Raw genomic sequence first — 25395 nt, 5'->3', positions numbered from 1 at the left:
ATAATCTTGTTGAGAATATTTCAGATCCCGCCCAGTGGCCCTTTGACCCGGCCTGGCATAGATCGAACCCCACCCAAGGTCGCAACATGCGCGCGGCATGTCGATATCCGACGCGGCCCGCGCCCCGGCGCGGCCTAGAAGCAAAGAACGGAAACAGGGGAATCAGCGATGCCCGACGTCACAATCGTATTCTGGCGCGATATTCCGGCCCAGGTCATCGTCGGCAAGGGTCGGCGCGGCGCCAAGCGCGTTCTGGCGGAACGGTTCGAACAGGCCATCGACCGCTGTGCGATGAAGGTCGGCGCGCGCGATACCGACGCCTATCTGGCCGAATGGCGCCGCGCCGCACCCTATGCGTGCGACGGCGATCAGGACGACATCGCCACGGCCGAAGCCGCCCGACTGGAGGCCGAGTATGACGACACGCGGCTGAAGGCGCTGATCGCCAATTCCGGATGGGACTGACCCCCGCAACGCTTTGGGAGACCGCGATGGGATTGCTGCACTTCAAACGGCGCACGGCACAAGACATTTCCGCCCCGGCGCGGATCGAGGCCTTCGTCCAGGGCTATTCGATCGAGGTGATGCCGCGCACCGCCGCAAAGATCGACGATTTCCGCGCGTTGCTGCCCGCCGGAACCCGGGTCTATATCGCCCATATCGACGGCACCCCGATCGATGACATGGTCGCCACCGCCAAACGCCTGACCGCCGACGGCTTCAACGTGATGCCGCATTTTCCCGCGCGGATCATCAAGGATCGGGCCATGCTGGCCGACTGGATCGCCCGCTATCAGGGCGAGGCCGGTGTGACCCAGGCCCTGCTGCTGGCCGGCGGCGTGGCCGAAGCGCAGGGCGCGTTCGACAATTCCATGCAGCTTCTGGCGACGGGGCTGTTCGACAAGGCCGGATTCACCCGCCTGCATGTGGCCGGCCACCCCGAGGGCAGCCGCGACATCGACCCGGACGGCGGCGACGCCAACGCGATGGACGCGCTGCGCTGGAAACAGGGATTCGCCGAACGCACCGACGCGCAGATGGCGATTGCCACCCAGTTCTGCTTTGACGCCGCCCCGGTCATCGCCTGGGCCGACCGGCTGCGCGCCGAGGGCATCACCCTGCCGATCCATATCGGCGTGGCGGGTCCGGCCAAGTTGCAGACCCTGATCCGGTTCGCGGTCACCTGCGGCGTCGGCCCGTCATTGAAGGTGCTGCAAAAACGTGCAAGGGACGTGACCAAACTGGTGCTGCCGTTCGAGCCGACCGATTTCATCGCCGATCTGGCCGCCCACAAGGCCGCGCATCCCGATTTCAACATCGCCGCGGTGCATTTCTTCCCGCTTGGCGGGATCCGGACCAATGCAAACTGGGCCATCGAACATGGCGGCGCCCCGGCCCGCCCGGCCTCGGAAACCTAAGGAAAACCCATGACCCGTACCGTCATCGAGTCCAAGACCAAGACCGTCACCATCGGCTTTGACGAGCCGTTCTGCGTGATCGGCGAACGCATCAACCCCACCGGGCGCAAGAAACTGGCCGCCGAGCTGGAGGTGGGCGATTTTTCCACCGTCGAGCGTGACGCGCTGGAGCAGGTCGCCTGCGGTGCGATGGTGCTGGATGTGAATTCGGGCGCGGTGTTTGCCAACAAGATGGCCGAAGACCCCCGCTATGCCGACAACAACTTCGTCGAGCCGCCCCTGATGCGCGAATTGATCGCCCGCATTCAGGCGCATGTGGATGTGCCGTTGTGCATCGACAGCTCGGTTCCCGGCGCGCTGGAGGAAGGGCTCAAGGTCGCCGAGGGCCGCCCCCTTCTGAACTCGGTCACGGGCGAGGAGGAACGGCTGGAACTGGTCCTGCCGCTGGTCAAGAAATACAACGTGCCGGTGGTGGCGATCTCGAACGACGATACCGGCATTTCCGAAGACCCCGACGTGCGCTTTGCCGTGGCCAAGAAGATCGTCGAGCGCGCGGCCGATTTCGGCATTCCCGCGCATGACATCGTGGTCGATCCGCTGGTGATGCCGATCGGCGCGATGGCGTCGGCCGGTCATCAGGTCTTTGCCCTGGTGCGCCGTTTGCGCGACGAGCTGGGGGTGAACACGACCTGTGGGGCCTCGAATATCAGCTTCGGTCTGCCGCACCGGCACGGGATCAATGCGGCCTTCCTGCCGATGGCGATCGGCGCGGGCATGACCAGCGCGATCATGAACCCCGTCCGCCCGGTCGAGATGGAGGCCATTCGCGCCGCCAATTTCCTGATGAACCACGATGCCAATGGCTATGAGTGGATCAAGTTCAGCCGGGTGCTGGATGCGGTTGCCGAAGGCACGCCGTTTCCCGAGGCATCGAAGGCGTCCGAGGCGGGCGGCACCCGCGGCGGGCGGCGGCGGCGGCGTGGGTAACGCGCTGTTAACCATGCGCGTGACAAGATCGGGGCATGACCTATATGCGCCCGATCCACGCCAACGAGATCTGGTTGAGCCAGATATTTGCTGCGAAATCCGCAGCAAGCGGCGGCGTTGTGCGGCGCAAGATTGTGGATGTGGAACGCAAGATCGGCCGGCAGCGGCTGGAGCTGGAGGTGCGCAAGCGCGGCTTTCACATGATCGAATGCGGCGCGCAATTCGTGATCATCTGCGATCCGGCCGAACTGAAAGTCATCTGTTAGAAAAATTTTCACGAAAATTTTTCGGGCCGAAGATTTTTCGTGAAAAATCTTCTTTGCGTTGCATGAGCAAAATTACCCGGCTTAACAGGCAGTCATGACCGATCAGAACCCCCTTGTTATTTTCACCCCGTCGGGCAAGCGCGGCCGCTTCCCCCTCGGCACCCCGGTGCTGAGCGCCGCGCGCCAGATGGGCGTCGATCTCGATTCCGTCTGTGGCGGGCGCGGCATCTGCTCCAAATGTCAGATCAGCCCGGCCTATGGCGATTTCCCCAAACACGGGGTCACGGTGGCCGCCGACGCGCTGAGCGATGTCAACGCGGTCGAAGAACGTTATGACCGGCTGCGCGGGCTGAAACCGGGCCGCCGGCTGGGCTGTCAGGCGACGGTGCAGGGCGATGTGGTGATCGACGTACCCCCCGAAAGCCAGGTCCATAAACAGGTGGTGCGCAAGGCCGCCACCACCCGCGCCATCACCATGGATCCGGCCACGCGGCTTTTTCTGGTCGAAGTGTCCGAGCCCGACATGGACGAACCCTCCGGCGATTTCGAGCGGCTGCAAACCGCGCTCAAGGATCAGTGGGGCCTGCCCGGCCTGACCGCATCCCTGCCCCTTCTGGCGCGGTTGCAATCCGTGCTGCGCAAGGGAAAGTGGCAGGTAACGCTGGCGGTGCATCACGATCATACCGGCAACGCGCCCCGGCTGATCGACCTGTGGCCGGGCTTTTACGACGGCGGGCTCTACGGGCTGGCGATCGACCTTGGCTCGACCACCATCGCGGCGCATCTGTGCGACCTGGCCACCGGCGCGGTCTGCGCCTCGTCGGGGATCATGAACCCGCAGATCCGCTTTGGCGAGGATCTGATGAGCCGCGTCTCCTATGTCATGATGAACCCCGGCGGAGACGCCGAAATGACCACTGTGGTGCGGGCGGCGCTGAACGATCTGGCCCGCGCCGTCGCCAGCGACGCCGGAATCGACCCGCGCGCGATCGTCGAGGCGGTGCTGGTCTGCAACCCGGTGATGCATCACCTGCTGCTGGGGCTGGATCCGGTCGAGCTGGGCCAGGCCCCGTTCGCGCTGGCCACCTCGTCGTCGCTGTCGCTGGCTGCGGCCGAGCTGGAACTGGGCACGATCAACCCCGCCGCGCGCGCCTATATCCTGCCCTGCATTGCCGGCCATGTCGGGGCCGATGCCGCCGCCGTGGCCCTGTCGGAAGAGCCCTATAGATCCAAAGATCTGGAACTGATCGTCGATGTCGGCACCAATGCCGAAATCCTGCTGGGCGATGAGACCCGCGTGCTGGCCTGCTCGTCGCCCACCGGCCCCGCCTTCGAGGGCGCGCAGATCAGCAGCGGCCAGCGTGCCGCCCCCGGCGCGATCGAGCGGGTGGAGATCGAGCCCGCCACCAAGACCCCGCGCTTCAAGGTGATCGGCTGCGATCTGTGGTCGGACGCGGACGGCTTTGCCGAGGCCACCGCAGCCACAGGGATCACCGGCATCTGCGGCTCGGGCATCATCGAGGCCGTGGCCGAAATGCGCATGGCCGGGCTGGTCGATGCCTCGGGGCTGATCGGTTCGGCGGAACAAACCGGCACGCCGCGTTGCGAAGCCGAAGGCCGCACCCATGCCTATCTGATCCATGACGGCAGCGCGGCGGGCGGGCCGCGCATCACCGTCACCCAGGGCGACATTCGCGCGATCCAGCTGGCCAAATCGGCGCTTTATGCCGGCGCGCGGCTGTTGATGGATGAAATGGGCGTGGACCGGGTAGACCGGGTGATCCTGGCCGGGGCCTTCGGTGCGCATATCAGCCCCAAACACGCGATGGTGCTGGGCATGATCCCCGACGCGCCGCTGGACAAGGTCACCAGCGCCGGCAATGCCGCCGGCACCGGCGCGCGGATCGCGCTGTGCAACATCGCGGCGCGGGCCGAGATCGAACAGGTGGTGGGCCGCATTCACAAGGTGGAAACCGCGATCGAGCCCCGCTTTCAGGAGCATTTCATCGCCGCGAACGCCCTGCCCCATGCCAGCGACCCGTTCCCGGAACTGGCGAAGATCGTCAGCTTGCCGCAGGTGTCGTTCAATACCGGCGGCGACGGGGCCGCGGGCGGGCGGCGCCGGCGGCGGCGCAGCTGACACTTCCGCTTGACCGGCGGTGCGGCTTTGACTATCTGAAGGCTTCGGGCGGGTGTAGCTCAATGGTAGAGCTTTTGCTTCCCAAGCAAGTGACGAGGGTTCGATTCCCTTCACCCGCTCCATATCCTATATTTTCTGCTTGGTCCTCGGTAGAGAACACATTACTGAAGTCTACGGTAACAACGTAGGAGGAGGACTACTCATGTCGCAATTCGTAGACGACCATGTCGCAATGCTGAACGAAAAGCTTAACGGTGGCGGGCTGGCGAAATCCATCGCCCTTGAGATCAAGGACGAAGGCAGAATCGTGATCGACGACACCGGCGCGAAAGCCAGTGACGACGCGACGAAATGCACCGTCATTCTGAACGCTGAAACATTCACCGGGCTTCTGGGCGGCACCGTCAACCCGACCACCGCGCTGATGCTTGGCAAGATCAAGGTCAAGGGCGATATGACCGCTGCAATGCAGCTGAGCGCCATCACCGACTGATCCGCGACCGCGACGCCCCGGCCTTTGCAGCACGGGGCGTCACCCCCGCCTATCCGCGCAGATAGTCGACCAGCATCAGCGTGGATCCGTCCTTGCCCGCGCCGCTGTCTTCACCCGACAGCACCGGGGCCAGCGCCAGCGCCAGTTCCTTGCCCAGTTCGACCCCCCACTGGTCGTAGGAATTGATGCCCAGCACCACGCCTTCGACAAATACCCGGTGCTCATACAGCGCCACGATCCGGCCCAGCATGTCCGGCGTCAGCCTGGGGTAGACCAGCGTGGTCGAGGGCCGGTTGCCCGGAAACACCCGGTGCCGCGCCTGGCGGTCCAGCTCTGCCCCCTCCAGCCCCTTGGCGGCCATGATCGCCCGGGCCTCGTCCAGCGAACGGCCGCGCAGCAGCGCCTCGGACTGGGCCAGGCAGTTGGCGACCAGCAACCGGTGCTGATGCGCCAGATCGGGCTCGTGCCCTTCGCGCGCCACCATGAATTCGCACGGCACGACCGAGGTGCCCTGATGGATCAGTTGATAGAAGGCGTGCTGGCCGTTGGTGCCCGGCTCGCCCCAGACCACCGGCCCCGACGGCACCGTCAGATCGGACCCGTCCATCGCCACACGCTTGCCGTTACTCTCCATCTCCAGTTGCTGCAGATAGGCCGGCAGCCGCGCCAGCCGCTGGTCATAGGGCAGCACCGCGCGGGTGCCGTAGCCGCAGAACTGGCGGTGCCACATGCCGACCATCGCCAGCAGAACCGGCAGGTTTTCGGCAAAGGGGGCGGTGCGAAAATGGGTGTCCATTTCCTCGGCGCCGGACAGGAAAGCGCGGAAGTTTTCCGGCCCGATCGCGATCATCAGCGACAGCCCGATCGGCCCCCACATCGAATAGCGACCGCCTACCCAATCCTCGAACCCGAAGACGCGCGCGGCCGGGATGCCGAAGGCCGCGGTCTTTTCCAGCGCCGAGGACAGCGCCACGAATTGCGCAGCCGGATCCGCCACCACCTGCGCCATCCGCGCCCGCGCGGTTTGCGCATTGGTCATGGTTTCGATCGTGGTGAAGGTCTTGGAGGCGACAACCACCAGCGTGGTGGTCATGTCCAGCCCGTCCAGCGCATCGGCGATATGCGCCCCGTCGATGTTCGAGACGAAATGACAGCGCGGCCCGTCCGCATAGGGCGCCAGCGCCAGCGCGGCCATGGCCGGCCCCAGATCGGATCCGCCGATGCCGATATTGACCACATCGGTGATCTTGCCGCCCTGCCCTTCGAATGCGCCCGACCGCACCGCATCGGCGAATGCGGCCATCCGGTCCAGGGTCCGGTGCACGCCCGGCATCACGTCCACGCCGTCCACCATGATCGGGCCATCGCTGCGGCGCAGGGCGGTGTGCAGAACGGCGCGGCCTTCGGTCTCGTTGATCTTCTTGCCCGCGAACATCGCATCGCGGCGGGCGACAACACCTGCGGATTCAGCCAGCGCCAGCAACAAATCGCGACTTTCGGCGTCGATATTCGTTTTTGAATAATCGAACATCAATTCGCCCAAAGAGGCCGAGAAACCCCTTGCACGATTGTCTATATCGAACAAATCCAGAATGCGGCGTTGTTTTACGGAGTCGGCTTTTTCAATAAGGGTCTTCCAAATATCCATGATCTATTCCGCCCAGTGAACAGTTGCATCTTTCAAAACAATGGTGACTGGCGCCTGCATCGGGTCGGCCAGCCGCAGGGCGCGGTCCAGCGCCGCGCGCTTGTCGGCGCCGGTGATGACGATATGGGTGTGCAGCGCGCCCTTGAGTACCGGCGCGGTCAATGTCACCCGCGGCTCGGGCGCGCCGGGGGCCCGCATCGGCAGCAGCACCGGCGCATCATCGTCCAACGCATCGTGCAGCAGATCGGCACCGGGAAACAGCGAGGCCGTGTGCATATCCGCGCCCATGCCCAGCAGCAGAACCGTGATCGGCAGCGCCGCCTCGATCGCCTGTGACAGCTCGGCCAGCTTTGCCTCGGGCGTTGCGGCCTCGGCATAGAGCGGCAGCAACCGGGCGGCGGCGGCCTTTTCAACCAGCAGCCGCTGACGCAGCAACCGGGTGTTGGAACGGTCCGAACTTTCGGGCACCCAGCGTTCGTCGGTCAGCATCACATCGACCCGGTCCCAGGCCAGGTCGACGGCGCACAGCGTGTCGAACACCGGCCCCGGCGTGGTGCCGCCCGGCACCGCCAATGTGGCCCGCTTGCCCAGCCGTAGCGCATTGGCCAATTCGCCGGCGATGCGGTCGGCCAACCCCATCATCATCAATTCACGGTCGGCATATTCGACCAGCTTCATGCCTTCACCTCGCGCCAGCGGCGGCCGTCCCTGTGCATCAGCATCAGCGCATCCTCGGGGCCCGAGCTGCCGGGCTCATAGGGTTGGGGCCGGTCGCCGCGCGCCTCCCAGGTGGCGATGATGGGATCGGTCCAGGCCCAGGCGGCCTCGACCTCATCCCCGCGCATGAACAGGGTCTGGTTGCCCCGGATCACATCCATGATCAGCCGCTCATAAGCGTCGGGAATATCTTCGGCATCGGGGCCAAGCGCCTCTTTGAACGACATGTCCAGCGGCACCTCGACCAGGCGCATCCCGCCCGGCCCCGGCTCCTTGATCGTCACCTTCAGGTTGATGCCTTCATTGGGTTGCAGGCGGATCACCAGCATGTTGGACTTGTGGCCCTCCTGCTCGCCGAAAATCGAATGCGGCGGATCCTTGAACACGACCGCGATTTCCGAGGTGCGCGCGCGCAGCCGCTTGCCGGTGCGCAGGTAGAACGGTGTGCCCTTCCAGCGCCAGTTCGACACCCGCAGCTTCAGCGCGATGAAGCTTTCGGTCAGACTGTCGGGGTTTTCCACATCCGCCAGATAGCCGGGCCCGTCCGCATCGCCCAGATACTGGCCGCGCACGATGTCGTTCAGACCGGCCGGATCAAGCGCGCGGATCACCTTGAGCTTTTCGTCGCGCATCGCGTCCGGCTCGAACGCATAGGGCGGCTCCATCGCGATCAGGCACAAAAGCTGCATCATGTGGTTTTGCACCATGTCGCGCATCGCGCCCGAGCGGTCGTAATAATCGCCGCGCCCGCCCACGCCCACGGTTTCGGCCACGGTGATCTGGATATGGTCGATCATGCGGGCGTTCCACAGCGGCTCGAACAGCATGTTGCCGAAGCGCACAACCATCAGATTCTGAACGGTTTCCTTGCCCAGGTAATGGTCGATCCGGTAAATCTGCTGCTCGTCGAAATGCCGCGCCAGCGTGGCGTTCAACGCCTGGGCGCTGTCCAGATCGTGGCCGAAGGGCTTTTCCACCACGATGCGGCTGTGCGCGTCGGCGATCCCGAATTTATGCAGCCGTTCGGCCAGGTCGCCAAACAGCCCCGGCCCGACCGAAAAATAGAAGGCATGGACCACGCCCTTGCGAATCCGGCCCGCCAGTTCAACCCAGCCCTCCTGCCCGCGCGCGTCCACTTTCAGATAGCTCAGCCGGTCCAGAAAGGCGGCGATGCAGTCATCGTCCTGCTTGTCGGGGGCGACATATTCGGTGATTGCCTCGTGCGCCAGGGCACGGAATTCGGCATCATTGTGGTCCGAGCGGGCGGCGCCGATGATCCGCGCATCCGCGGGCATCTGGCCAGCCCAGAAGCGGCGATAAAGGCCGGGCAGAATCTTGCGCCGGGCCAGATCGCCGGTGCCCCCGAAAATGATCAGGTCAAAAGGATCGACCGGAATGACACGTGAAACCATCTGCCCCTGCCCGTTATGTTAGCGCAAACACAAAGCCTGTCTAGCCATGCCGCACCGCAGAGTCTAGCAGCTTGGGGGCGATGCGGAAACGGTCTTGCGTCACGCTTCCAGTTCGGCATCCCAGTACAGGAAATCGAGCCAGCTTTCGTGCAGGTGGTTGGGCGGGAACTTGCGACCCATGTTGCGCAGCTCTTCCGCGCCGGGCTGACGCGGCGGCTTGCGCAGGTTCATCCCGGTCTGGCGCAGGCTTTTGGAGCCCTTTTTCAGGTTGCAGGGCGAACAGGCGGCGACCACGTTTTCCCAGCTTGTCACCCCGCCGCGGGCACGCGGCACCACGTGATCGAAGGTCAGATCGCCCTTGCCGCCGCAGTATTGGCAGGAAAATTCATCCCTTAGAAAAAGATTAAAGCGCGTGAAGGCCACGCGCTTTTGAGGTTTGACGAAATCCTTGAGCACGACGACCGAGGGGATCCTGATCTCGGTCGTGGGACTTCGGACCACCTGCTCGTATTCGGCGACGATATCGACCCGGTCCAGCCAGGCCGCCTTGACCGCCTCCTGCCAGGGCCACAGCGACAGCGGGTAATATGAAAGCGGCCGGTAATCCGCGTTCAGCACCAGCGCCGGATAGTGCCGCAGCACGCTGGGTTCCCTTACAAAACTCGTCCTGAATTCGCCATCCATGTTTCGTGACTCCGCCTTCGCCCTGACTGCTCGCTTCCGGCCCGGGGCAGGACGCGCCCGCCCCAATATGGTAATAACTATATATGGCGTTCAACGCCTGACAAGCCCTGCTAGATGCTGTGTTTGTCGCGGTCAGGGGTAAAACGAATCCGTGACAGGGATGTGACGTTTATCCACAGGCAGGCAAACAGATCGGTGACAGGACCCTGCGCAGAAGATAGTCTTGGCCCATGACCAAGCCACCCCTGCCCCCCGCCCCGCCGTTTTCCGGTGTTCTGGAGGCCGCGCTTTACGCCGATGATCTGGACGCGGCCGAGGCATTCTTTGGCGGCGTCCTGGGGCTGAACCGTCTGATCCGCGCCGGCAACCGGCATGTGTTCTTCCGCGTGGGCGCCACGACCCTGCTGGTCTTCAACCCCGCCGAGACCTGCAAGCCGCCGTCCAACCCGGATCTGCCCGTGCCCGCCCATGGCAGCACCGGACAGGGCCATGTGTGTTTTGCCGCGACCGACAATGAAATCACGGCCTGGCGCGCCCGGCTGACGGCAGCTGGCCACGCGATCGAGGCCGATTTCCGCTGGCCGGGCGGCGCGCGGTCGCTCTATTTCCGCGATCCGGCGGGCAATTCGATCGAAATCGCCGAGCCCCGGCTATGGGACATCGCCGGTTAGCGTTCCAGCCCCAGCCGCTGCTGCATAAAGGCCAGCGCCACCGACAGCCCATCCGGCGCGATCCCGTGCCCGGTGCCCTTCATGACATGGGCATAGACGTCGAACCCGGCCTGGCTCAGCGCCTCGCCCGCCTCGGGCAGCGACTGCACCGGGACCACGTCATCGGCATCGCCATGCACCAGCAGCACCGGCGGCGTGCTGCGCACCTCGTCGGCCAGCGATTCGGGTTGCAGTAGGCGACCCGAAAAACCGACAACGCCGGCGAATTCCTCGGGCCGGCGCGGGGCCACATGCAGGCTCATCATCGTGCCTTGCGAAAAGCCGAACAGAATCACCTGCTCGGCATCCATTCCCTCGTCCTCCATGGCGGCATCCAGAAAGGCGTTCAGGTCCTCGATCGCGCGCATCATGCCCGCCTCGCTCTCTTCCTCGCTCGATCCGTCGATCCACGGGATCGGGAACCACTGAAAGCCGAACGGCGCCCCGGCGCAGCTTTCAGGCGCATCGGGCGCCAGAAAGGCGGTACCGGGCATATGCTCGGTCAACGGATCGGCCAGCCCCAGCAGATCGGCCCCGTTGGCACCATAGCCATGCAGGAAGATCACCAGCGACGTCGCCTGGCCCTTGGCCGGGCCGCGCCGGTCGCTTGTCAACACTCTGGTCATCTATCGGATTCCTTCCCGCTCTTTCGCCACCCGGTAGTAGGCCCAAAGCGCGCGCGCCGCAACGCCCCGCCAGGGCGACCAGGCCTCGGCCATGATGCGCAGCTCGCGCTCTTTCGGGCGGGCCTCCAGGTCGAACAACAGCTTCGCCGCCTCCTGCAACGCCAGATCGCCCGGCGCGAACACATCCGCCCGACCAAGCGAGAACATCGCATAGATCTCGGCCGTCCACTGGCCGATCCCCGGCACCTCGACCAATGTGGCGATGACCTGATCGGTGGGGGCGTCGCGCAACGCGGCAAAGTCGATCCCGGCCCCGGCCAGCGCCTTGGCATAGCGGATTTTCTGCCGCGACAGCCCGCAGGCGCGCAGCTCTTCCTCGCTGGCCCAGAGCACCTTGCGCGGCCCGGTCAGTTTCGCCACCTTCAGCCGCCCCCAGATCGCATTGGCCGCCGCGACCGAAACCTGCTGGCTGACGATCGCGTCCAGAAGGGCCGTGAACCCGTCGCGCCGGCGGCGCAGCGGCAACGGCCCGGTCAGCGCCAGCGCATGACCAAAGCGCGGCTCGGCCGCCGCCAGCCAGGCCGCGCCTTCGGCCACGCAATCGGGCGTCTCTATGATCCGGCCCACCATGGCGCACCTTCCTGTTTCTTTTTCGCGACAAATATCCCCGCCAGAGGCCGGAATGTCACGCGCCACCACAAGGCGATTATTGACCGGGAGGCAAAATATCACACACCCCGCCCGCATTCCCCGCTTCCCTTGCCCCGGCCCCGGCGCTAACCAGTCTGCATGAGTGACCTGACCGCCGCCCCCGCCGCCGAGACCCGCGCCCGCCGCAATGTGACCGTCCTGGTGATGGCGCAGGCGTTTCTGGGCGCGCAGATGCCGATGCTTTTCACCATCGGCGGACTGGCCGGACAGTCGCTGGCCAAGAATGCCTGTTTCGCCACGCTGCCTATTTCGATGATCGTGCTGGGCTCGATGCTGGCGGCCACGCCGATGTCGGCGCTGATGCAGCGGTTCGGACGGCGCGCGGGGTTCTTCGCGGGCACCACCGGCGGCGCACTGGGGGCGGCGATTGGCGCCTATGCGCTGACGCAGGCGTCATTCCCGCTGTTTCTGGTCGGCTCGTTCCTGACCGGCATGTATATGTCGGCGCACGGGTTTTACCGTTTCGCCGCCGCCGATACCGCGTCCGAGGCGTTCCGCCCCAAGGCGATTTCCTATGTCATGGCCGGCGGTCTGGCCGCCGCCATCATCGGCCCGCAATTGGTCAAGGCCACCAGTCAGGCGATGGTGGTGCCGTTTCTGGGCACGTATCTGACGGTGATCGCGATCAATGTGATCGGCTCTGTCCTGTTTTTGTTCATCGACATTCCCAAACCCGCCGCCCCGGCCCATGACGCGCCCAAGGGCCGCTCGCGGCTGGAACTGCTGTGCACCCCGCGCGTCGCGGTGGCGATCATCTGCGCGCTGGTGTCCTATGCGCTGATGAATCTGGTCATGACCTCGACCCCGCTGGCGGTTGTCGGCTGCGGCTATGATACCGGCGACGCCGCCAATGTGGTCACCGCGCATGTGCTGGCGATGTATGTGCCCTCGTTCTTCACCGGGCATATGATCGCGCGCTACGGGGTGGAACGGATCATGGCGCTGGGGCTGACCATTCTGGCCGGTGCCGGGGCCGTGGCGCTGATGGGCGTCGAGCTGGAGCATTTCTTCGTGGCGCTGGTGCTTTTGGGCGTGGGCTGGAATTTCGGCTTCATCGGGGCGACCTCGATGCTGGCCGGGGCCCATGCGCCCGAGGAACGCGGCCGCGTGCAGGGTATGAACGACCTGATCGTGTTCGGCGGCGTCACCCTGGCCTCGCTCGCCTCGGGCGGGCTGATGAACTGCTCGGGCGGGTCGGTGCAGGAGGGCTGGACCGCGGTCAACTTGGCGATGGTGCCGTTCCTGGCGCTGGCCGGCGGCGCGCTGATCTGGCTGGTGATGCGCCCGAAAGACGCGTGACAGCACTGATTTTCGCGGAAAATTCGGCTACCACCGCCCGGTGAGACTGACCCACAACAACCCGCCCCGCCGCGCGAATTCTGATCCCCGCAGCCGCCCCGCGCCCACCGCCGCCGGATCGGCCTGCGCAGCCGTCAACACCGCCCCGGCCCGCCACCCCGCCAGCAGCGCGGGCCGTGCGGCCTTGGGCACCGCGCGGCACGAAGCCCGGGCCACGTTCAGCCGCGCCAGTGCCCGGCCTGCCAGATCCGCCACCGCGTCGGCACGCCCGTCGACCAGCGGCACCCGGCCGCGCGCCTCCAGCTCGGGGATCGCGACCAGCCAGTTCGCCACGCCTGCGGCATAGGCGAAATCGCGCACCGGGCCTTCGCCCGCATCCGCCCCCAGCGCCCGCGCCGCCGTCCAGATCAGGTGGCCCGAGGTGGCGTCGATATAGCGATCGAAATGGGCCGCATCCGCGAACGGATCGCGGTAGCAATCCCAGCGCCGCGCCGCGATCAGCCCGTCCAGCCGCGCCGCATCGCCCGCATCCAGCACATCGGCCAGCGGGGTTACCACCTCGTGCCGCCGCACCGTGGCACCGCTGGTGATCTCCTCCAGCGCGTCGCGCCACCATTGCAGCCGCATCTCGGCGATCATCGGTTCGGACGCGACCCACGGGGCGCGGGCCACCTCCAGGTTGAACGCGTAGAGCGGGAACAGTACCGCGCGCGCGGCAGGCGGCGCCGCCATAGTGGCAAGAAACCGGTCGGGATCACCGCGTTGCACCAGCTCGGCGCAGGCCTGAATGCTCATGCCGGGCGCGCCAGGACCAGCAGATAGCCGGTTTCATCCTTCACGCGCCGCCAGGCCGCCGCCTCTGCCGCACTGGCGTCCAGCGCTTCGGTCAGATCGGCATCCGCGGCAGGGCGCAGCGTGTCGACCCGCGCCTCCATCGGGCGATAATAGTTTTCCCAGGCCACATCGGACAGCCGCCTTGTGCCCAAAATCTCGAACCCGGCCGCGGCCACCTGCGCACACACCTCGGCCTCGGTGGATGCGGGGTAGCCCTCCCAAAAGGCGCGCACCGCCTCTGACGGGGCATCGGTGAACAAGGCGGGCTCCGAGAAGGCGACGAAACCGCCGGGTTTCAGGGCCTTGCGGAACGTCGCCAATCCCGTCTCCACCCCCAGAAAGTAAAGCGCGCCGGCGCACCAGATCAGGTCGAACGGCGCCTCGGGCTGATCGGCCAATGCCGCCATGTCGCCCGCCCGGGCAGTCACCCTGGGGTCGGCCGCGAACTGTTCCGCCGCGGCCCGTGCGAACGGTGCATGCGCGTCGACCGCCAGCACCCGGCCCTGCGGCAGATGCGTCAGCAACGCGGCAATGTCGCCGCCCGGCCCACAGCCCGCGTCACAGACCGCGGCATCCGGCGGCAGATCGGCCAGGCGCAACGCCCAGTTCACATCGGCCGGATCGCCCGGGCCCTCGCGTGGCAGATCCCTGTGAACCTCGAAAAACGCTTCCATCCCCGTCATGGCTTGGCTCCGTCGTGGATCAGTTTCCATGTGATGGCCTCCAGCAGCGCCTCGAACGAGGCATCCACGATATTGGGCGACACGCCCACGCTGGACCAGCGGGTGCCGCTACCATCCTCGCTGTCGATGATCACGCGGGTCGCGGCCTCGGTTCCGCCATTGGTGATGCGCACCTTGAAATCGACCAGCCGCATGTCGTCGATATGCGGCTGATAGGGGCCCAGATCCTTGGCCAGCGCCTTGGCCAGCGCGTTCACCGGTCCCTGATCGTTGCCCGCGGCATCGTGGCTTTCGGACACGGACAGCATTTTCTGATCGCCGATTTTCACCACCACGACCGCCTCGGACAGGCTGATCATCCGGTCATAGCGGTTCTTGCGCCGCTCGACCGTGACCTTGTAGCGCTTGACCTCGAAAAACTGTGGCAACTGCCCCAGCGCGCGCCGCGCCAGCAGCTCGAAACTGGCCTGCGCGGTGTCATAGCTGTAGCCCTGCGCCTCGCGCTCCTTGATCTCGTCCAGAATGCGGGCCAGTGCCGGGTCGTCCGGCGCCACATGCAGCCCGGCCTCGGTCAGGCGCTTGCGCAGGTTCGACTGCCCGGCCTGATTGGACATCGGAATGATGCGCGCATTGCCGACCAGATCGGGGGCGATATGCTCATAGGTGGTGGGATCCTTGAGGATCGCGCTGGCATGCAGCCCCGCCTTATGCGCAAAGGCCGAGGCCCCGACATACGGCGCGCTTTTGACCGGCACCCGGTTGAGGATGTCATCCAGCAGGCGCGCGGACCGGGTCAGTCCCCGCAGCGCGTCCCGCGTCACGCCAGTGTCGAAAGCGCTGGCATAGGGGTCTTTCAGCAGCAGCGTCGGGATCAGGGTGGTCAGGTTGGCGTTGCCGCAGCGTTCACCCAGCCCGTTCAGCGTACCCTGCACCTGCCGCGCGCCCGCGTCGACCGCCGCCAGCGATGACGCCACCGCATTGCCGGTGTCGTTATGGGTGTGAATGCCGATATGGGTGCCGGGGATGCCGGCGTCGATCACCGCCCTGGTGATCTGGAACACCTCGGCCGGCAGCGCGCCGCCATTGGTGTCACACAGCACGACCCAGCGCGCCCCGGCGCCGTGGGCGGCCTGCAGGCAGTCCAGCGCATAGCCCGGATTGGCCTTGTATCCGTCAAAGAAATGCTCGGCATCGAACAGCGCCTCGCGCCCCTGCGCCACCAGATGCGCGACCGAGGCGCGGATGTTTTCGATGTTTTCGTCCAGCGTGATGTTCAGCGCGGTGCTGACGTGGAAATCATGGGTCTTGCCCACCAGGCAGACGGCAGGCGTGCCCGCATTCAGCACCGCCGCCAGCACATCGTCGTTTTCGGCGCTGCGCCCGGCGCGCTTGGTCATGCCGAAGGCGGTCATCGTGGCGCGCGTGTCGGGGGCCGCGTCGAAAAACGCACTGTCGGTGGGGTTGGCACCGGGCCAGCCGCCTTCGATATAGTCAACGCCGAGTGTGTCGAGCACCTGTGCGATCTGCTGCTTTTCGGCGGTCGAGAATTGCACGCCCTGGGTTTGCTGGCCGTCGCGCAGGGTGGTGTCGTAGAGATAGAGGCGATCTTTAGGCATTGGTCGCCTCCTGTGAAAAATCTTCACGAAGATTTTTCGGGCCCGAAGAATTTTCGTGAAAATTCTTCCGCTTGCGAACGGTCATTGGAGGGCCTCCAGCTTGGCAGGGTCGAAGCCACTTGGCACGACTGCAGTGGGGCCATGTTTGGAATTGACAAGCTTGAGGCCAATTGCCTCCAGCTTCGCCTTCAGTGCATCCGCAGCCGCATAGTCTTTTGCGCTTCTTAGTTCTTGCCACTTCCTGAGAAAGGGAACGATCTCACTATGGAATAACCGCGTTGGACCAGTGCTAAATGTACTGCTCAATGCCACCAACTCAGTCCTAAACCAATCGACGTTCTCAGCATCTGGAAGACCCAAAAGCCTCATACCTGATTTAAGCTGGCCAGCGGTACCGCCTTTCGCTATCTCGTGGAGCTTTGAAATAGCGCCCGCTGTGTTCAGATCATCAGACAGCTCATCGACTATCCGCCAGTCCATAGAAGGGTCGGCCCTGACGCCATCTGTAAGATTATACCAGCCAGAGAGAGTATCCTTAGCCTCCCGCGCCTTCTCTGCCGTCCAGTCCATCGGCTTGCGGTAATGCGTCGACAAAAACACGAACCGGATCACCTCTCCCGGAATACCCTGATCCAGCAAATCCCGCACGGTAAAGAAATTGCCCAGGCTCTTGGACATCTTCTTGCCCTCGACCTGAAGCATCTCGTTATGCAGCCAGACATTGGCAAAGCGCCCCTCGGGATGGGCGCAGCAGCTTTGCGCGATCTCGTTCTCGTGATGCGGGAACATCAGGTCGTTGCCGCCGCCGTGAATGTCGAAACTCTCGCCCAACAGTTCATAACTCATGGCCGAGCATTCGATATGCCAGCCCGGCCGTCCACGGCCCCAGGGGCTGTCCCAGCCCGGCAGATCATCCGACGACGGCTTCCACAGCACGAAATCCATCGGGTTGCGCTTATAGGGCGCGACCTCGACCCGGGCACCGGCGATCATGTCATCGACCGTGCGGCCCGACAGCGCGCCGTAATTGGTATAGCTTTCCACCGCGAACAGCACATGGCCCTCGGCCACATAAGCATGGCCCTTTGCGATCAGATCATCGATCATCGCTACCATCTGCGGGATATATTCCGTCGCGCGCGGCATATGGGTGGGCTCCAGCGCCCCCAGCGCCTTCATGTCGTCCAGATACCACTGCATCGTCTCGTCGGTGATCGCGCGGATGGACCGGCCCGTGGCCGCGGCGCGCGCGTTGATCTTATCGTCCACATCGGTAAAATTGCGCACATAGGTCACATGATCGGGCCCATAGACATGGCGCAACAACCGGAATAGCACGTCGAACGCCACCACCGGGCGCGCGTTGCCAAGATGGGCGCGGTCATAGACCGTGGGGCCGCAGACATACATCCGCACATTGTCCGCATCAATCGGGGTAAAGACCTCTTTCCTGCGGGTCTTCGTGTTGTGCAGCCTGATCTCGGTCATAAGCGTTCCCTTCGCGCGCGTCCCCGCGGCGGGCTTTAACAACTTCAGATGTGACTGAAAAGAGGACCGGCCCGCCTGACGATGTCAGCGGGTAATGCAGCAGCAGATAATGATGGTGCCATTGGTCATGGCATCGGGATATCAGCCCCGCGCGCATCTGCCAAGAGGCTTGTTCCGACTCGCGCCCTCTGGCACGCTTGCGCCATGGATGAAGCCGCCGTCAAAACCTTCTGCGACGACCTGATCGGGGCCTGCCGCGAGCAACCCTTCGGCCCGGAAACCGATGTGTGGAAGGTCGATGGCATGATATTCGCCCTGCTGGCGCGAGGCAGCGGCCGGGTTTCGGTGAAATGCCCCGACACCCAGATGGCCGAGATGCTGATCTCGGTCGGGCGCGCGGGCAAGGCACCCTATCTGCCGCGCGGCGGCTGGATCGCGATTGATCTGGACCAACTGGACGAATCCGAGGTCAGGGAACGGCTGCTGGACAGCTATCAGACCGTGCGATCCGCATTGCCCAAACGGGTGCAGGCCGAACTGGACTGATCTTGCCCCCGGAAAGGACGGGCGGGCCGGGGTGAACCGGCCCGCCGCTGGATCAGAAGTGGAACGACACCCGCGCCGCGAGCGAGGTATTTTCGATATCGGTGTTGCTGTCGCCGAAATCGTCGAACTTGTCGTAGACCAGTTCACCACCAAGCGAGACATTCTCGGTCATCATGTGCTCGGCACCGAAGCCGACGAAATAGCCGCTGTCGTCATCGCTGCCGCTGCCCAGGTCGATCTCGGCATAGGAGGCGCCCAGCGTACCATAGATCAGCGTCTTGCCCATGTCGTAACCGCCGCGCAGCTTCAGCCGGCTCAGATCGCTGATATCGCCGCCGCCCGACAGGCTGATATCGGCCGCGTTGTATTCCAGTTCGCCACCCAGAACGTAAGAGCCGAAATCATAGTTGTAACCGGCATGGATACCGCCAAGGACGCCGTCGCCATCGACATCCACGTCACCGCTGGTGTCGAAATTGCCATAGGCGATTTGAGCACCGGCATAGGCGCCGGTCCAGTCGCTGGCGGGAGTAAAGACCGGCGCGGGGGTGGTGATCACCGGCTCTGCCGGGGCGGGGGTCAGGTTGCCGGCCAGCGCGGGGCTGGCGGCCAGGGTCAGGGCGGCGAAAATCGGAAGGGTCTTCATCTGTCTACTCCTTTACGACGGTTTGCCTGTCGTTTTGCCAACCGGCGCGCCCGTTTCGGCGCCCGGCTCTGTGCAGTAAGAAAGAGCGACAGAAGGCAGAAACAAGGGCCTCGCGCAGGCGTGATGTGAAAGCCGGCAAATCCTTGCCATTCGGGGGAAAATTCCCCTGCGGAACATGGCGGAAACCTGCCGGTTCCACACGTTTCCGCGACCTCGCGCAGACGTGAAGCCGCAGCGCAGCAAACGGCACGGTGCCCGAAACGGCTGGACAGGTGCGGCGCGCAGGATTTACCTGATGCGGATGTCCCGAAACGGAGCCCCGCCATGCGGACCGCCGCCACCCGACCCGTCTGCCTGGCCCTTCTTCTGGCACTTTTACTGGCGGGCCCCTTGCGGGCTGACCCCTACCCCGCCCACCAGACGCTTTTGGTGAACGATTACGCCGATCTGCTGCCCCCCGAGGACGAGGCTCGGGTCACCCGGATGCTGCAGGAGCTGCGCCGCGACACTGGGATCGAGGCCACGCTCCTGACCATCGAAACCCGCGCAAATTACGATCCCGCGCCCTCGATCGAAAGCTTCGCAACCGGGCTGTTCAACCACTGGGGCATCGGCGATGCCACGCGCAATGACGGGCTGCTGATCCTGGTCGCCCGGCGTGACCGCGAAATGCGGATCGAGCTGGGCGCGGGCTATGGCCCGGGCTACGACCGCGTCGCGCGTGAGGTGATCGAGGATTACTTCGTGCCCAATTTCCGCGACGACCGCTATGCGCGCGGGATCGAGGTCGGAACCGACGCCGCCCTGCGCCAGATCGCCTATCCCTTTGCCAACGGCCAGCCCGCCCCGGCCCCGTCGCTGCACGACCGGATCAACGGCGCGCTGAACGTGCTGATACCGCTGGGGATGCTGGCCACCTTTGCCGCCATCGCGTTCCGGCGGCGGATCGGGGATCTGGGTCAGCGGCTGCGCACCTGCCCGTCCTGCGGGCGCCGGGGGCTGCGCCGCAGCCGCCAGGTGACCCGTGCCGCGACCCCGGCCACCCCCGGTTCGGGCACCCGCACCACCCGCTGCCCGCAGTGCGGGTACGAGGACCACGCGCCCTATCCTATCGCGCGGCGGGCTTCCTCGGGGTCGGGCGGATCGTTTGGCGGCGGACGCTCGTCGGGCGGCGGCGCGTCGGGCCGCTGGTAGCGCGCCGCGATGCCCCGGCAAAACCGCGTGCCCCCAAGGGCCGGGTCTAGCCCGCGGCTTTTTCCTCCAGCGCCATCCACTCCGCCTCGGCCTCTGCCAACGTCTCGTGCCGGGCGATCAGCGCGTCGGTCGCTTTCTGAAACTTCACCGGCTCTTTAGTGAACAACTCGGGGTCCGACATCAGCTCTTCCAGCTTGGCGATCTCCGCCTCCAGCCGTTCGATCACGCCGGGCAATGTCTCCAGCCGGTGTTTTTCGGTAAACGACAGCCCCTCGGGGCCTTTCTTCGCAGCCGGCTGTTTCGATTTGGCCGGGGCGGCGGATTTGGCCGCATCGCTTGCAACCTCTCTGCTGCCGCGCTGCGCCTGATAATCCGACCAGCCCCCGGCATAGACCGTGGCCGCGCCGTCCCCCTCCATCGCGATGGTGGTGCTGGCCACCCGATCCAGAAAATCCCGGTCGTGGCTGACCAGCAGAACGGTGCCGTCATAGTCACCCAGCAGATCCTGCAACAGATCGAGCGTTTCCACATCCAGATCGTTGGTCGGCTCGTCGAGTACCAGCAGGTTGCTTTCCCGCGCCATGATCTTGGCCAGCAAAAGCCGCGCCTTTTCGCCGCCCGACAAAGAACGCACCGGCGCCCGCGCCTGACGTTCGTCGAACAGGAAATCCTTCAGATACCCCACCACATGGCGCGGCTGACCCCGCACCAGAACCTGATCGGCCTTGCCCGACACCCGCATCTCGGGATCGCCGGTCAGGCTGTCCCAAAGCGTCATATCGGGATCAAGCCGGGCACGATTCTGATCGAACACCGCCATCTGCAGATTGGTGCCCAGCACCACCTCGCCGGTATCGGGCGCCAGTTCGCCGGTCAACATCTTCAGCAGCGTGGTCTTGCCCGCGCCGTTCGGCCCGACAAAGGCCAGGCGGTCGCCACGGATCACCCGCAACGAAAACTCGCGCAGGATCACCCGGTCGCCGAACGTCTTGGAAATCCCGCGCGCGTCGATCACCCGCTTGCCGGATTTCTGCCCCGCCTCCAGCGCCATCTCGGCGGTGCCCTGACGGCGGATCATGTTGGCGCGTTCCTCGCGCAGCCCCTGCAACGCACGCACGCGGCCCTGATTGCGCTTGCGCCGGGCGCTGATGCCCTCGACCGCCCAGCGGGCCTCGGCCTTGATCTTGCGGTTCAACTTGTGGCGGGCCTCGTCCTCCTCGTCCCAGGTCTTGTCGCGCCAGGCTTCGAACGCATCGAACCCCTTTTCCTGCCGGCGCACCTGGCCGCGATCAATCCATAGCGTGGCCTTGGTCAGCGCGCGCAGAAAAGCCCGGTCGTGGCTGATCAGCACATAGGCCGCGCGGGTGTTTTTCAACTGGTCTTCCAGCCAGCCGATCGCCTCGATGTCCAGATGGTTGGTGGGCTCGTCCAGCAGCATCAGCTCGGGCGCCTCGGCCAGCAGCTTGGCCAGGGCGGCGCGGCGCCGCTCGCCGCCGCTGGCGGTCGCGACCGGGGTGGCAGGGTCGAATTTCAGCCCCTCGGCCACCATCTCGACCCGGTAGGCCTCGGCCGGATCCAGCATCGAGGCCGCGAAATCGCCCAATGTCTCAAAGCCCGACAGATCCGGGTCCTGCTCCATATATCCGACCGACGTGCCCGGCGGCACGACCCGCAGCCCGGCATCGGGCTCGACCAGCCCGGCCATCACCTTCATCAGCGTGGATTTGCCCGACCCGTTGCGCCCCACCAGCGCCACCCGGTCACCGGGCTGCACCACCAGATCAAGACCGGAGAATATCGGATCACCGCCGAAGGTCAGCGAAATGTCGGATAGCTGAAGAAGAGGAATGCGCGCCATATCCGCCAGCTATATCGCCCGCAGGTCGGCGTCAACGGGGCACGAAACGGCGATTGCACCGCCGCGCTCCCTGCCCCATATCTGACCCATGCTGAAACTCACCCCGATCCTTCTGGCGGTCCTCTATGCGCTGGCGATGTACCGGTTCTCGGTCTGGCGCACCACGCGCGAACTGAACGCGCGCTCGACCGAACTGGCCGACGCGCGGCTGAAAGCATTGACCGACCGGATGGCGCGCGCGCTCGATCTGCCACGAATCCGGGTGCATCTCTATGAAATCGCCCCGGTCAACGGGCTGGCCGCCCCCGACGGGCGGATCTTCCTGACCCGCGGCTTTTACGACAAATACCGCGCGGGCAGCGTCAGTGCCGAAGAGCTGTCCAGCGTCATCGCGCATGAGCTGGGCCATGTGGCGCTGGGCCATTCGCGCCGCCGGATGATCGACTTTTCCGGCCAGAACGCGATGCGCGCGGCGCTGGGCATGGTGCTGTCGCGGCTGATCCCCGGCTTTGGGATTTATATCGCCAACGCGCTGACCTCGGTTCTGGCCGCGCGGCTGTCGCGCCAGGATGAATACGAGGCCGACGCCTATGCCAGCGCCCTTCTGGTCAAGGCGGGCATCGGTACCGGGCCGCAGAAATCGCTGTTCGAAAAGCTCGCCCGCCTGACAGCGCGTCACACCCCCGCCCCGGCCTGGCTGATGAGCCACCCCAAAACCGCCGACCGCATCGCCGCGATCGAAGCGATGGAACGCCGCTGGGCCGCCGCCCCCGCCGACTGATCCTTCTTCTTGGCGAAAATACTCTCGCCGAAGGCCGCGCCCGCATGGGCGCAAATCATGAAAATGGCCCGGAACGGGCCGCAATCCGAAGAATCTATGCCATGCTCAGCGCCTTGCCCAGCCGCGGCAGGCGCGCACGTTTCAGCAGCGGGCGCAGCGCCACCTCCTCGCCCGACAGGCGCGCGGCCTCGGCCCGGACCCTCTCAACCGCCCGCTCCACCGGGTCGCGGTCGCTGTGCCACAGATCCAGCAGGAACTCATCCGGCCCCAGCCGCACCACCCCTTCCTCGGCCATCGTGTGGCGCGGGAAATCGACCGCGTTGAAGGTCAGCAGACTATCCGCCGACCCGGCGATCGCGGCGGCCAGCACATGCACATCGGCCGGATCGGGCAGCCACAGCCGCGCCTCCAGCCCTTCATGCGGCGCAACCACCCCATCTGGCCAGTTTGCCCGCAACAGCGCGATCTCGGCGCGGGCCTGGGCCTCGCCGGTCGGGCCGATCTTGCGCGCGGCACGGGCCCATTCCTCCAGTATCCGCTCGGACCACAGCGGCGTGAACAGCCCCTGCCCGGCCACGCCCAGCAAGATCTCGCGCAGCACGGTCGGGTACAGCACACAGGCGTCCAGCAGCACCTTTTTCATGGCATAAGGCGGAAGAACAGCGCCTTCAGATAGCCCGATTCGGCCAGTTGCGGCAGCAGCGGATGATCCGCCCCGGCAAAGCCCGTATGGATCAACTGCGCCGACCGCCCGGCCCGCCCGATGCCGCGTGCCGACACGGCGCGGAACCGCGCCAGATCGGCAGCGTGCGAGCACGAGCACAGCGCCAGATAACCGCCCGGCGCCACCAGCGGCGCGGCCAGCCGCGCGACCCGCTCATAGGCGCGCAAGCCCGCCTCCAGCGCCGGCTTCGAGGGCGCGAAAGCCGGCGGATCGCAGACCACCATGTCGAACTGCGCGCCCTCTTCGGCCAGTGCCGTCATCACGTCGAACGCATCGCCCCGGCGGGTGGCGAACCGGTCGTCCGCCCCCATCGCGACCGCGCCCTGTTCGGCCAGCGCCAGCGCCGGGGCCGAACCATCGACCGCCAGCGCCTGTGCCGCCCCCCCGGCCAGCGCGGCCAGCGAAAACCCGCCCACATGGGAAAACACATCCAGCACCCGCGCGCCGCGCGCCAGCCCGGCGGCGAACGCGTGGTTCGGGCGCTGATCGAAATACAGCCCCGTCTTCTGCCCGCCAAGGATATCGGCCATATAGGTGGCGCCGTTCATCGGCACCGGCACCGGCGCATCCAATCCGCCGCGCAGTACCACGGTTTCCTCGTCCAGCCCTTCCAGCGCCCGCGCGCGCCCGGTGCCGTTCTTGACGATCGTGCTCACGCCGGTGACCTCGGCCAGTGCGGCGGCCAGCGGGCCGATCAGCGCCTCGGCCCAGGCGGCGTTGGGCTGAATCACCGCCACATCGCCGAACCGGTCGATCACCACGCCGGGCAGCCCGTCGGCCTCGGCATGGATCAGACGATAGAACGGCGCATCGAACAGACGCTCGCGCATCTGCTGCGCGCAGGTCAGGCGGGCAGCAAGCCACGCCTGATCGATCACCGCCGCCGGATCGCGGTCCAGCACCCGGCAGATGATCTTGGACAGCGGGTTGACCGCAACCACGCCCATCGGCTGATGCAAGTCATCCTCAAGCAGCGCAAGACTGCCCGGCGATAGTGCCTTGGTGCGCCGGTCGGTGACCAGCTCATTGGCGTAAACCCACGGAAAACCGTGGCGTATGGCGCGGGCGTTGGCCTTGGGGCGAAGCCGCACAACGGGAAAGGAGGAGGGTATCATCCCCTCCTCCTAATCGCTTCTTGCCGGCTCGGAAAGGGGTCTTCAGATCCCGCGCGAGCTGAGCGCCGACAGGTTCAGCGGCTGCGGCGCGGCCGGTGCGAGGTGTGGGCCCATTTCCGTGCGGATCAGCTGAATCAGGTGGTTGGTGATGCGCACCTTCTGGGTTTCGCCCCGGCTCATGGCCTCCAGCGCGCGGGCACCGCCATAGGCCTCGAACTGGGTCTCGACCATGCGCGGCTGCGCCAGCATCGTGCCGGTCCTGGCGTCGAACACCGTCAGGAAGAAATGAATGTCATGGGTGCCGCCGATCGTATAGCGGGTCTTTTCGGTCAACGCATGAAACCGGGTGATCTGAATGTCCACGATCACCGGTCGGCCGGTATCGAGCGGCGCCAGCGCGGTTTCCGCCGCGGCCTGCACGATGGCGCGGACCTGCGCGTGGCGGTCGCCCAGCGGATCCTCGCGCCAGACGATATCGGCGCGAGGGAAATAGGTGTTGGCTTCGGACACTTTCAGCGTCTCGGGAACGCGGACATCGACGCGCGCCACATCATAGGGCGCGGCCTGTTCGACGGTGGACGCGGTGCCGGACCCACCTGCGACGTCGAACTGATGCGGTTGCGACGCGGGGGCCAGATAGGGCGTGTTCCGGCTGGCGGTGTCAACCGACGCGCAGGCCGACAGGCCAAGGGCGGCGGTCAGTGCCAGGGTAAGGCGGATCGGTTTCATGTCTCACTCCTTCGGGCCTCATTCAGCCCACGATACGAGGCGCTTGCGGCCCCTTTTGCTCTGGTACGGA

Annotated in this window: 26 protein-coding genes and 1 tRNA gene; 12 read left to right on the top strand and 15 right to left on the bottom strand. The window is 65.5% G+C overall.

The genetic code is table 11. The features are described 5' to 3' along the window. Positions 1 to 168 precede the first annotated feature (168 nt). From ACSR1C_RS16010 to ACSR1C_RS15980, 7 genes are all read left to right on the top strand, one after another. Positions 169 to 465 carry a virulence factor gene (locus ACSR1C_RS16010; RefSeq protein ID WP_460260383.1) on the top strand — a complete coding sequence of 99 codons (297 nt, stop codon included), beginning with the start codon at positions 169 to 171 and terminating at the stop codon, positions 463 to 465. A 26-nt stretch (positions 466 to 491) separates the two neighbouring features. Then, on the top strand, positions 492 to 1418 hold the full coding sequence (locus ACSR1C_RS16005) for a methylenetetrahydrofolate reductase (RefSeq protein ID WP_460260382.1): 927 nt from the start codon (positions 492 to 494) through the stop codon (positions 1416 to 1418). 9 nt (positions 1419 to 1427) lie between these two features. Further along, positions 1428 to 2405 carry a methyltetrahydrofolate cobalamin methyltransferase gene (locus ACSR1C_RS16000; protein WP_460260381.1) on the top strand — a complete coding sequence of 326 codons (978 nt, stop codon included), beginning with the start codon at positions 1428 to 1430 and terminating at the stop codon, positions 2403 to 2405. A 35-nt stretch (positions 2406 to 2440) separates the two neighbouring features. Next, positions 2441 to 2671: an N-(5'-phosphoribosyl)anthranilate isomerase gene (locus tag ACSR1C_RS15995; RefSeq protein ID WP_460260380.1), complete on the top strand. Its 231-nt coding sequence runs from the start codon at positions 2441 to 2443 to the stop codon at positions 2669 to 2671. Positions 2672 to 2765: 94 nt separating this feature from the next. Continuing rightward, positions 2766 to 4811 (top strand): ASKHA domain-containing protein, encoded by a 2046-nt coding sequence (locus tag ACSR1C_RS15990; protein ID WP_460260379.1) that lies wholly within the window; start codon positions 2766 to 2768, stop codon positions 4809 to 4811. Between the two features lie 48 nt (positions 4812 to 4859). Beyond that, positions 4860 to 4933, top strand: a tRNA-Gly gene (locus tag ACSR1C_RS15985). An 80-nt stretch (positions 4934 to 5013) separates the two neighbouring features. Continuing rightward, the gene (locus ACSR1C_RS15980) at positions 5014 to 5304 is read left to right on the top strand and encodes an SCP2 sterol-binding domain-containing protein (RefSeq protein WP_460260378.1); all 291 of its coding nucleotides are present in this window, start codon (positions 5014 to 5016) and stop codon (positions 5302 to 5304) included. A 49-nt stretch (positions 5305 to 5353) separates the two neighbouring features. On the opposite strand, the gene pgi is transcribed toward ACSR1C_RS15980, so the two are convergent. From pgi to ACSR1C_RS15960, 4 genes are all read right to left on the bottom strand, one after another. Then, entirely contained in the window at positions 5354 to 6952 is a 1599-nt protein-coding gene (gene pgi / locus ACSR1C_RS15975; protein WP_460260377.1) for a glucose-6-phosphate isomerase, read from the bottom strand. A gap of 3 nt (positions 6953 to 6955) precedes the next feature. Next, a complete protein-coding gene (gene pgl / locus ACSR1C_RS15970) occupies positions 6956 to 7630 on the bottom strand; it encodes a 6-phosphogluconolactonase (protein ID WP_460260376.1) in 675 nt (224 codons plus the stop codon). Further along, positions 7627 to 9081 carry a glucose-6-phosphate dehydrogenase gene (gene zwf / locus ACSR1C_RS15965; protein ID WP_460260375.1) on the bottom strand — a complete coding sequence of 485 codons (1455 nt, stop codon included), beginning with the start codon at positions 9079 to 9081 and terminating at the stop codon, positions 7627 to 7629. The genes pgl and zwf overlap by 4 nt, the downstream gene beginning before the upstream one ends. A gap of 99 nt (positions 9082 to 9180) precedes the next feature. Continuing rightward, positions 9181 to 9765: an HNH endonuclease gene (locus ACSR1C_RS15960; protein WP_460260374.1), complete on the bottom strand. Its 585-nt coding sequence runs from the start codon at positions 9763 to 9765 to the stop codon at positions 9181 to 9183. A 230-nt stretch (positions 9766 to 9995) separates the two neighbouring features. On the opposite strand from ACSR1C_RS15960, the gene ACSR1C_RS15955 reads away from it, so the two are divergent. Beyond that, positions 9996 to 10436, top strand: a complete 441-nt coding sequence (locus ACSR1C_RS15955) for a VOC family protein (protein ID WP_460260373.1) — start codon at positions 9996 to 9998, stop codon at positions 10434 to 10436. On the opposite strand, the gene ACSR1C_RS15950 is transcribed toward ACSR1C_RS15955, so the two are convergent. Together ACSR1C_RS15950 and ACSR1C_RS15945 are read right to left on the bottom strand one after the other, a co-directional pair. Further along, positions 10433 to 11101: an alpha/beta hydrolase gene (locus ACSR1C_RS15950; RefSeq protein WP_460260372.1), complete on the bottom strand. Its 669-nt coding sequence runs from the start codon at positions 11099 to 11101 to the stop codon at positions 10433 to 10435. The genes ACSR1C_RS15955 and ACSR1C_RS15950 overlap by 4 nt on opposite strands. Further along, positions 11102 to 11731: a DNA-3-methyladenine glycosylase family protein gene (locus ACSR1C_RS15945; protein WP_460260371.1), complete on the bottom strand. Its 630-nt coding sequence runs from the start codon at positions 11729 to 11731 to the stop codon at positions 11102 to 11104. 159 nt (positions 11732 to 11890) lie between these two features. Here ACSR1C_RS15945 and ACSR1C_RS15940 point away from each other — a divergent pair, with 159 nt between their 5' ends. Then, positions 11891 to 13111: an MFS transporter gene (locus ACSR1C_RS15940; RefSeq protein WP_460260370.1), complete on the top strand. Its 1221-nt coding sequence runs from the start codon at positions 11891 to 11893 to the stop codon at positions 13109 to 13111. A gap of 27 nt (positions 13112 to 13138) precedes the next feature. On the opposite strand, the gene ACSR1C_RS15935 is transcribed toward ACSR1C_RS15940, so the two are convergent. The 4 genes from ACSR1C_RS15935 to cysS all read right to left on the bottom strand — a co-directional run bounded on the left by ACSR1C_RS15935 (position 13139) and on the right by cysS (position 17732). After that, a complete protein-coding gene (locus ACSR1C_RS15935; protein ID WP_460260369.1) occupies positions 13139 to 13906 on the bottom strand; it encodes a squalene/phytoene synthase family protein in 768 nt (255 codons plus the stop codon). Continuing rightward, positions 13903 to 14628 carry a class I SAM-dependent methyltransferase gene (locus ACSR1C_RS15930; protein WP_460260368.1) on the bottom strand — a complete coding sequence of 242 codons (726 nt, stop codon included), beginning with the start codon at positions 14626 to 14628 and terminating at the stop codon, positions 13903 to 13905. Before ACSR1C_RS15930 ends, ACSR1C_RS15935 begins: the two co-directional genes overlap by 4 nt. After that, on the bottom strand, positions 14625 to 16244 hold the full coding sequence (gene cimA, locus ACSR1C_RS15925; RefSeq protein WP_460260367.1) for a citramalate synthase: 1620 nt from the start codon (positions 16242 to 16244) through the stop codon (positions 14625 to 14627). The genes ACSR1C_RS15930 and cimA overlap by 4 nt, the downstream gene beginning before the upstream one ends. 81 nt (positions 16245 to 16325) lie before the next feature. Next, on the bottom strand, positions 16326 to 17732 hold the full coding sequence (gene cysS / locus ACSR1C_RS15920) for a cysteine--tRNA ligase (RefSeq protein WP_460260366.1): 1407 nt from the start codon (positions 17730 to 17732) through the stop codon (positions 16326 to 16328). Between the two features lie 204 nt (positions 17733 to 17936). Between cysS and ACSR1C_RS15915 the strand changes: the two genes are divergently transcribed. Beyond that, on the top strand, positions 17937 to 18278 hold the full coding sequence (locus ACSR1C_RS15915; RefSeq protein WP_460260365.1) for an MmcQ/YjbR family DNA-binding protein: 342 nt from the start codon (positions 17937 to 17939) through the stop codon (positions 18276 to 18278). A gap of 52 nt (positions 18279 to 18330) precedes the next feature. Here ACSR1C_RS15915 and ACSR1C_RS15910 read toward each other — a convergent pair whose 3' ends face one another. Then, complete coding sequence (locus ACSR1C_RS15910) at positions 18331 to 18924, bottom strand: outer membrane protein (RefSeq protein WP_460260364.1); 594 nt, start codon at positions 18922 to 18924, stop codon at positions 18331 to 18333. 324 nt (positions 18925 to 19248) lie between these two features. Between ACSR1C_RS15910 and ACSR1C_RS15905 the strand changes: the two genes are divergently transcribed. Next, positions 19249 to 20118: a TPM domain-containing protein gene (locus tag ACSR1C_RS15905; RefSeq protein WP_460260363.1), complete on the top strand. Its 870-nt coding sequence runs from the start codon at positions 19249 to 19251 to the stop codon at positions 20116 to 20118. 46 nt (positions 20119 to 20164) lie between these two features. Here the strand turns inward: ACSR1C_RS15905 and ACSR1C_RS15900 are convergent, their stop codons facing one another. Beyond that, positions 20165 to 21976 carry an ABC-F family ATP-binding cassette domain-containing protein gene (locus ACSR1C_RS15900; RefSeq protein ID WP_460260362.1) on the bottom strand — a complete coding sequence of 604 codons (1812 nt, stop codon included), beginning with the start codon at positions 21974 to 21976 and terminating at the stop codon, positions 20165 to 20167. Between the two features lie 88 nt (positions 21977 to 22064). On the opposite strand from ACSR1C_RS15900, the gene ACSR1C_RS15895 reads away from it, so the two are divergent. Beyond that, the gene (locus ACSR1C_RS15895; protein ID WP_460260361.1) at positions 22065 to 22757 is read left to right on the top strand and encodes a M48 family metallopeptidase; all 693 of its coding nucleotides are present in this window, start codon (positions 22065 to 22067) and stop codon (positions 22755 to 22757) included. Positions 22758 to 22851: 94 nt separating this feature from the next. Here the strand turns inward: ACSR1C_RS15895 and ACSR1C_RS15890 are convergent, their stop codons facing one another. From ACSR1C_RS15890 to ACSR1C_RS15880, 3 genes are read right to left on the bottom strand one after another with little or no spacing between them, the layout of a single operon-like run. After that, positions 22852 to 23400, bottom strand: a complete 549-nt coding sequence (locus ACSR1C_RS15890) for an RSP_2648 family PIN domain-containing protein (RefSeq protein ID WP_460260360.1) — start codon at positions 23398 to 23400, stop codon at positions 22852 to 22854. Next, complete coding sequence (locus tag ACSR1C_RS15885; RefSeq protein WP_460260359.1) at positions 23397 to 24596, bottom strand: RSP_2647 family RNA methyltransferase; 1200 nt, start codon at positions 24594 to 24596, stop codon at positions 23397 to 23399. The genes ACSR1C_RS15890 and ACSR1C_RS15885 overlap by 4 nt, the downstream gene beginning before the upstream one ends. Positions 24597 to 24638: 42 nt before the next feature. Then, positions 24639 to 25325 carry a DUF6778 family protein gene (locus ACSR1C_RS15880; RefSeq protein ID WP_460260358.1) on the bottom strand — a complete coding sequence of 229 codons (687 nt, stop codon included), beginning with the start codon at positions 25323 to 25325 and terminating at the stop codon, positions 24639 to 24641. Positions 25326 to 25395: the final 70 nt, after the last annotated feature.

The sequence above is a fragment of the Actibacterium sp. D185-2 genome (assembly GCF_054954595.1).
The sequence above is the reverse complement of the archived record's forward strand: the minus strand, read 5'-3'. Positions and strand labels throughout refer to the sequence as shown.

Bases quoted from the DNA above. Each gene is read 5' to 3' on its own strand.
- ACSR1C_RS16010 (WP_460260383.1), top strand. From the start codon at position 169: ATGCCCGACGTCACAATCGTATTCTGGCGCGATATTCCGGCCCAGGTC.
- ACSR1C_RS16005 (WP_460260382.1), top strand. From the start codon at position 492: ATGGGATTGCTGCACTTCAAACGGCGCACGGCACAAGACATTTCCGCC.
- ACSR1C_RS16000 (WP_460260381.1), top strand. From the start codon at position 1,428: ATGACCCGTACCGTCATCGAGTCCAAGACCAAGACCGTCACCATCGGC.
- ACSR1C_RS15995 (WP_460260380.1), top strand. From the start codon at position 2,441: ATGACCTATATGCGCCCGATCCACGCCAACGAGATCTGGTTGAGCCAG.
- ACSR1C_RS15990 (WP_460260379.1), top strand. From the start codon at position 2,766: ATGACCGATCAGAACCCCCTTGTTATTTTCACCCCGTCGGGCAAGCGC.
- ACSR1C_RS15980 (WP_460260378.1), top strand. From the start codon at position 5,014: ATGTCGCAATTCGTAGACGACCATGTCGCAATGCTGAACGAAAAGCTT.
- pgi (WP_460260377.1), bottom strand. From the start codon at position 6,952: ATGGATATTTGGAAGACCCTTATTGAAAAAGCCGACTCCGTAAAACAA.
- pgl (WP_460260376.1), bottom strand. From the start codon at position 7,630: ATGAAGCTGGTCGAATATGCCGACCGTGAATTGATGATGATGGGGTTG.
- zwf (WP_460260375.1), bottom strand. From the start codon at position 9,081: ATGGTTTCACGTGTCATTCCGGTCGATCCTTTTGACCTGATCATTTTC.
- ACSR1C_RS15960 (WP_460260374.1), bottom strand. From the start codon at position 9,765: ATGGATGGCGAATTCAGGACGAGTTTTGTAAGGGAACCCAGCGTGCTG.
- ACSR1C_RS15955 (WP_460260373.1), top strand. From the start codon at position 9,996: ATGACCAAGCCACCCCTGCCCCCCGCCCCGCCGTTTTCCGGTGTTCTG.
- ACSR1C_RS15950 (WP_460260372.1), bottom strand. From the start codon at position 11,101: ATGACCAGAGTGTTGACAAGCGACCGGCGCGGCCCGGCCAAGGGCCAG.
- ACSR1C_RS15945 (WP_460260371.1), bottom strand. From the start codon at position 11,731: ATGGTGGGCCGGATCATAGAGACGCCCGATTGCGTGGCCGAAGGCGCG.
- ACSR1C_RS15940 (WP_460260370.1), top strand. From the start codon at position 11,891: ATGAGTGACCTGACCGCCGCCCCCGCCGCCGAGACCCGCGCCCGCCGC.
- ACSR1C_RS15935 (WP_460260369.1), bottom strand. From the start codon at position 13,906: ATGAGCATTCAGGCCTGCGCCGAGCTGGTGCAACGCGGTGATCCCGAC.
- ACSR1C_RS15930 (WP_460260368.1), bottom strand. From the start codon at position 14,628: ATGACGGGGATGGAAGCGTTTTTCGAGGTTCACAGGGATCTGCCACGC.
- cimA (WP_460260367.1), bottom strand. From the start codon at position 16,244: ATGCCTAAAGATCGCCTCTATCTCTACGACACCACCCTGCGCGACGGC.
- cysS (WP_460260366.1), bottom strand. From the start codon at position 17,732: ATGACCGAGATCAGGCTGCACAACACGAAGACCCGCAGGAAAGAGGTC.
- ACSR1C_RS15915 (WP_460260365.1), top strand. From the start codon at position 17,937: ATGGATGAAGCCGCCGTCAAAACCTTCTGCGACGACCTGATCGGGGCC.
- ACSR1C_RS15910 (WP_460260364.1), bottom strand. From the start codon at position 18,924: ATGAAGACCCTTCCGATTTTCGCCGCCCTGACCCTGGCCGCCAGCCCC.
- ACSR1C_RS15905 (WP_460260363.1), top strand. From the start codon at position 19,249: ATGCGGACCGCCGCCACCCGACCCGTCTGCCTGGCCCTTCTTCTGGCA.
- ACSR1C_RS15900 (WP_460260362.1), bottom strand. From the start codon at position 21,976: ATGGCGCGCATTCCTCTTCTTCAGCTATCCGACATTTCGCTGACCTTC.
- ACSR1C_RS15895 (WP_460260361.1), top strand. From the start codon at position 22,065: ATGCTGAAACTCACCCCGATCCTTCTGGCGGTCCTCTATGCGCTGGCG.
- ACSR1C_RS15890 (WP_460260360.1), bottom strand. From the start codon at position 23,400: ATGAAAAAGGTGCTGCTGGACGCCTGTGTGCTGTACCCGACCGTGCTG.
- ACSR1C_RS15885 (WP_460260359.1), bottom strand. From the start codon at position 24,596: ATGATACCCTCCTCCTTTCCCGTTGTGCGGCTTCGCCCCAAGGCCAAC.
- ACSR1C_RS15880 (WP_460260358.1), bottom strand. From the start codon at position 25,325: ATGAAACCGATCCGCCTTACCCTGGCACTGACCGCCGCCCTTGGCCTG.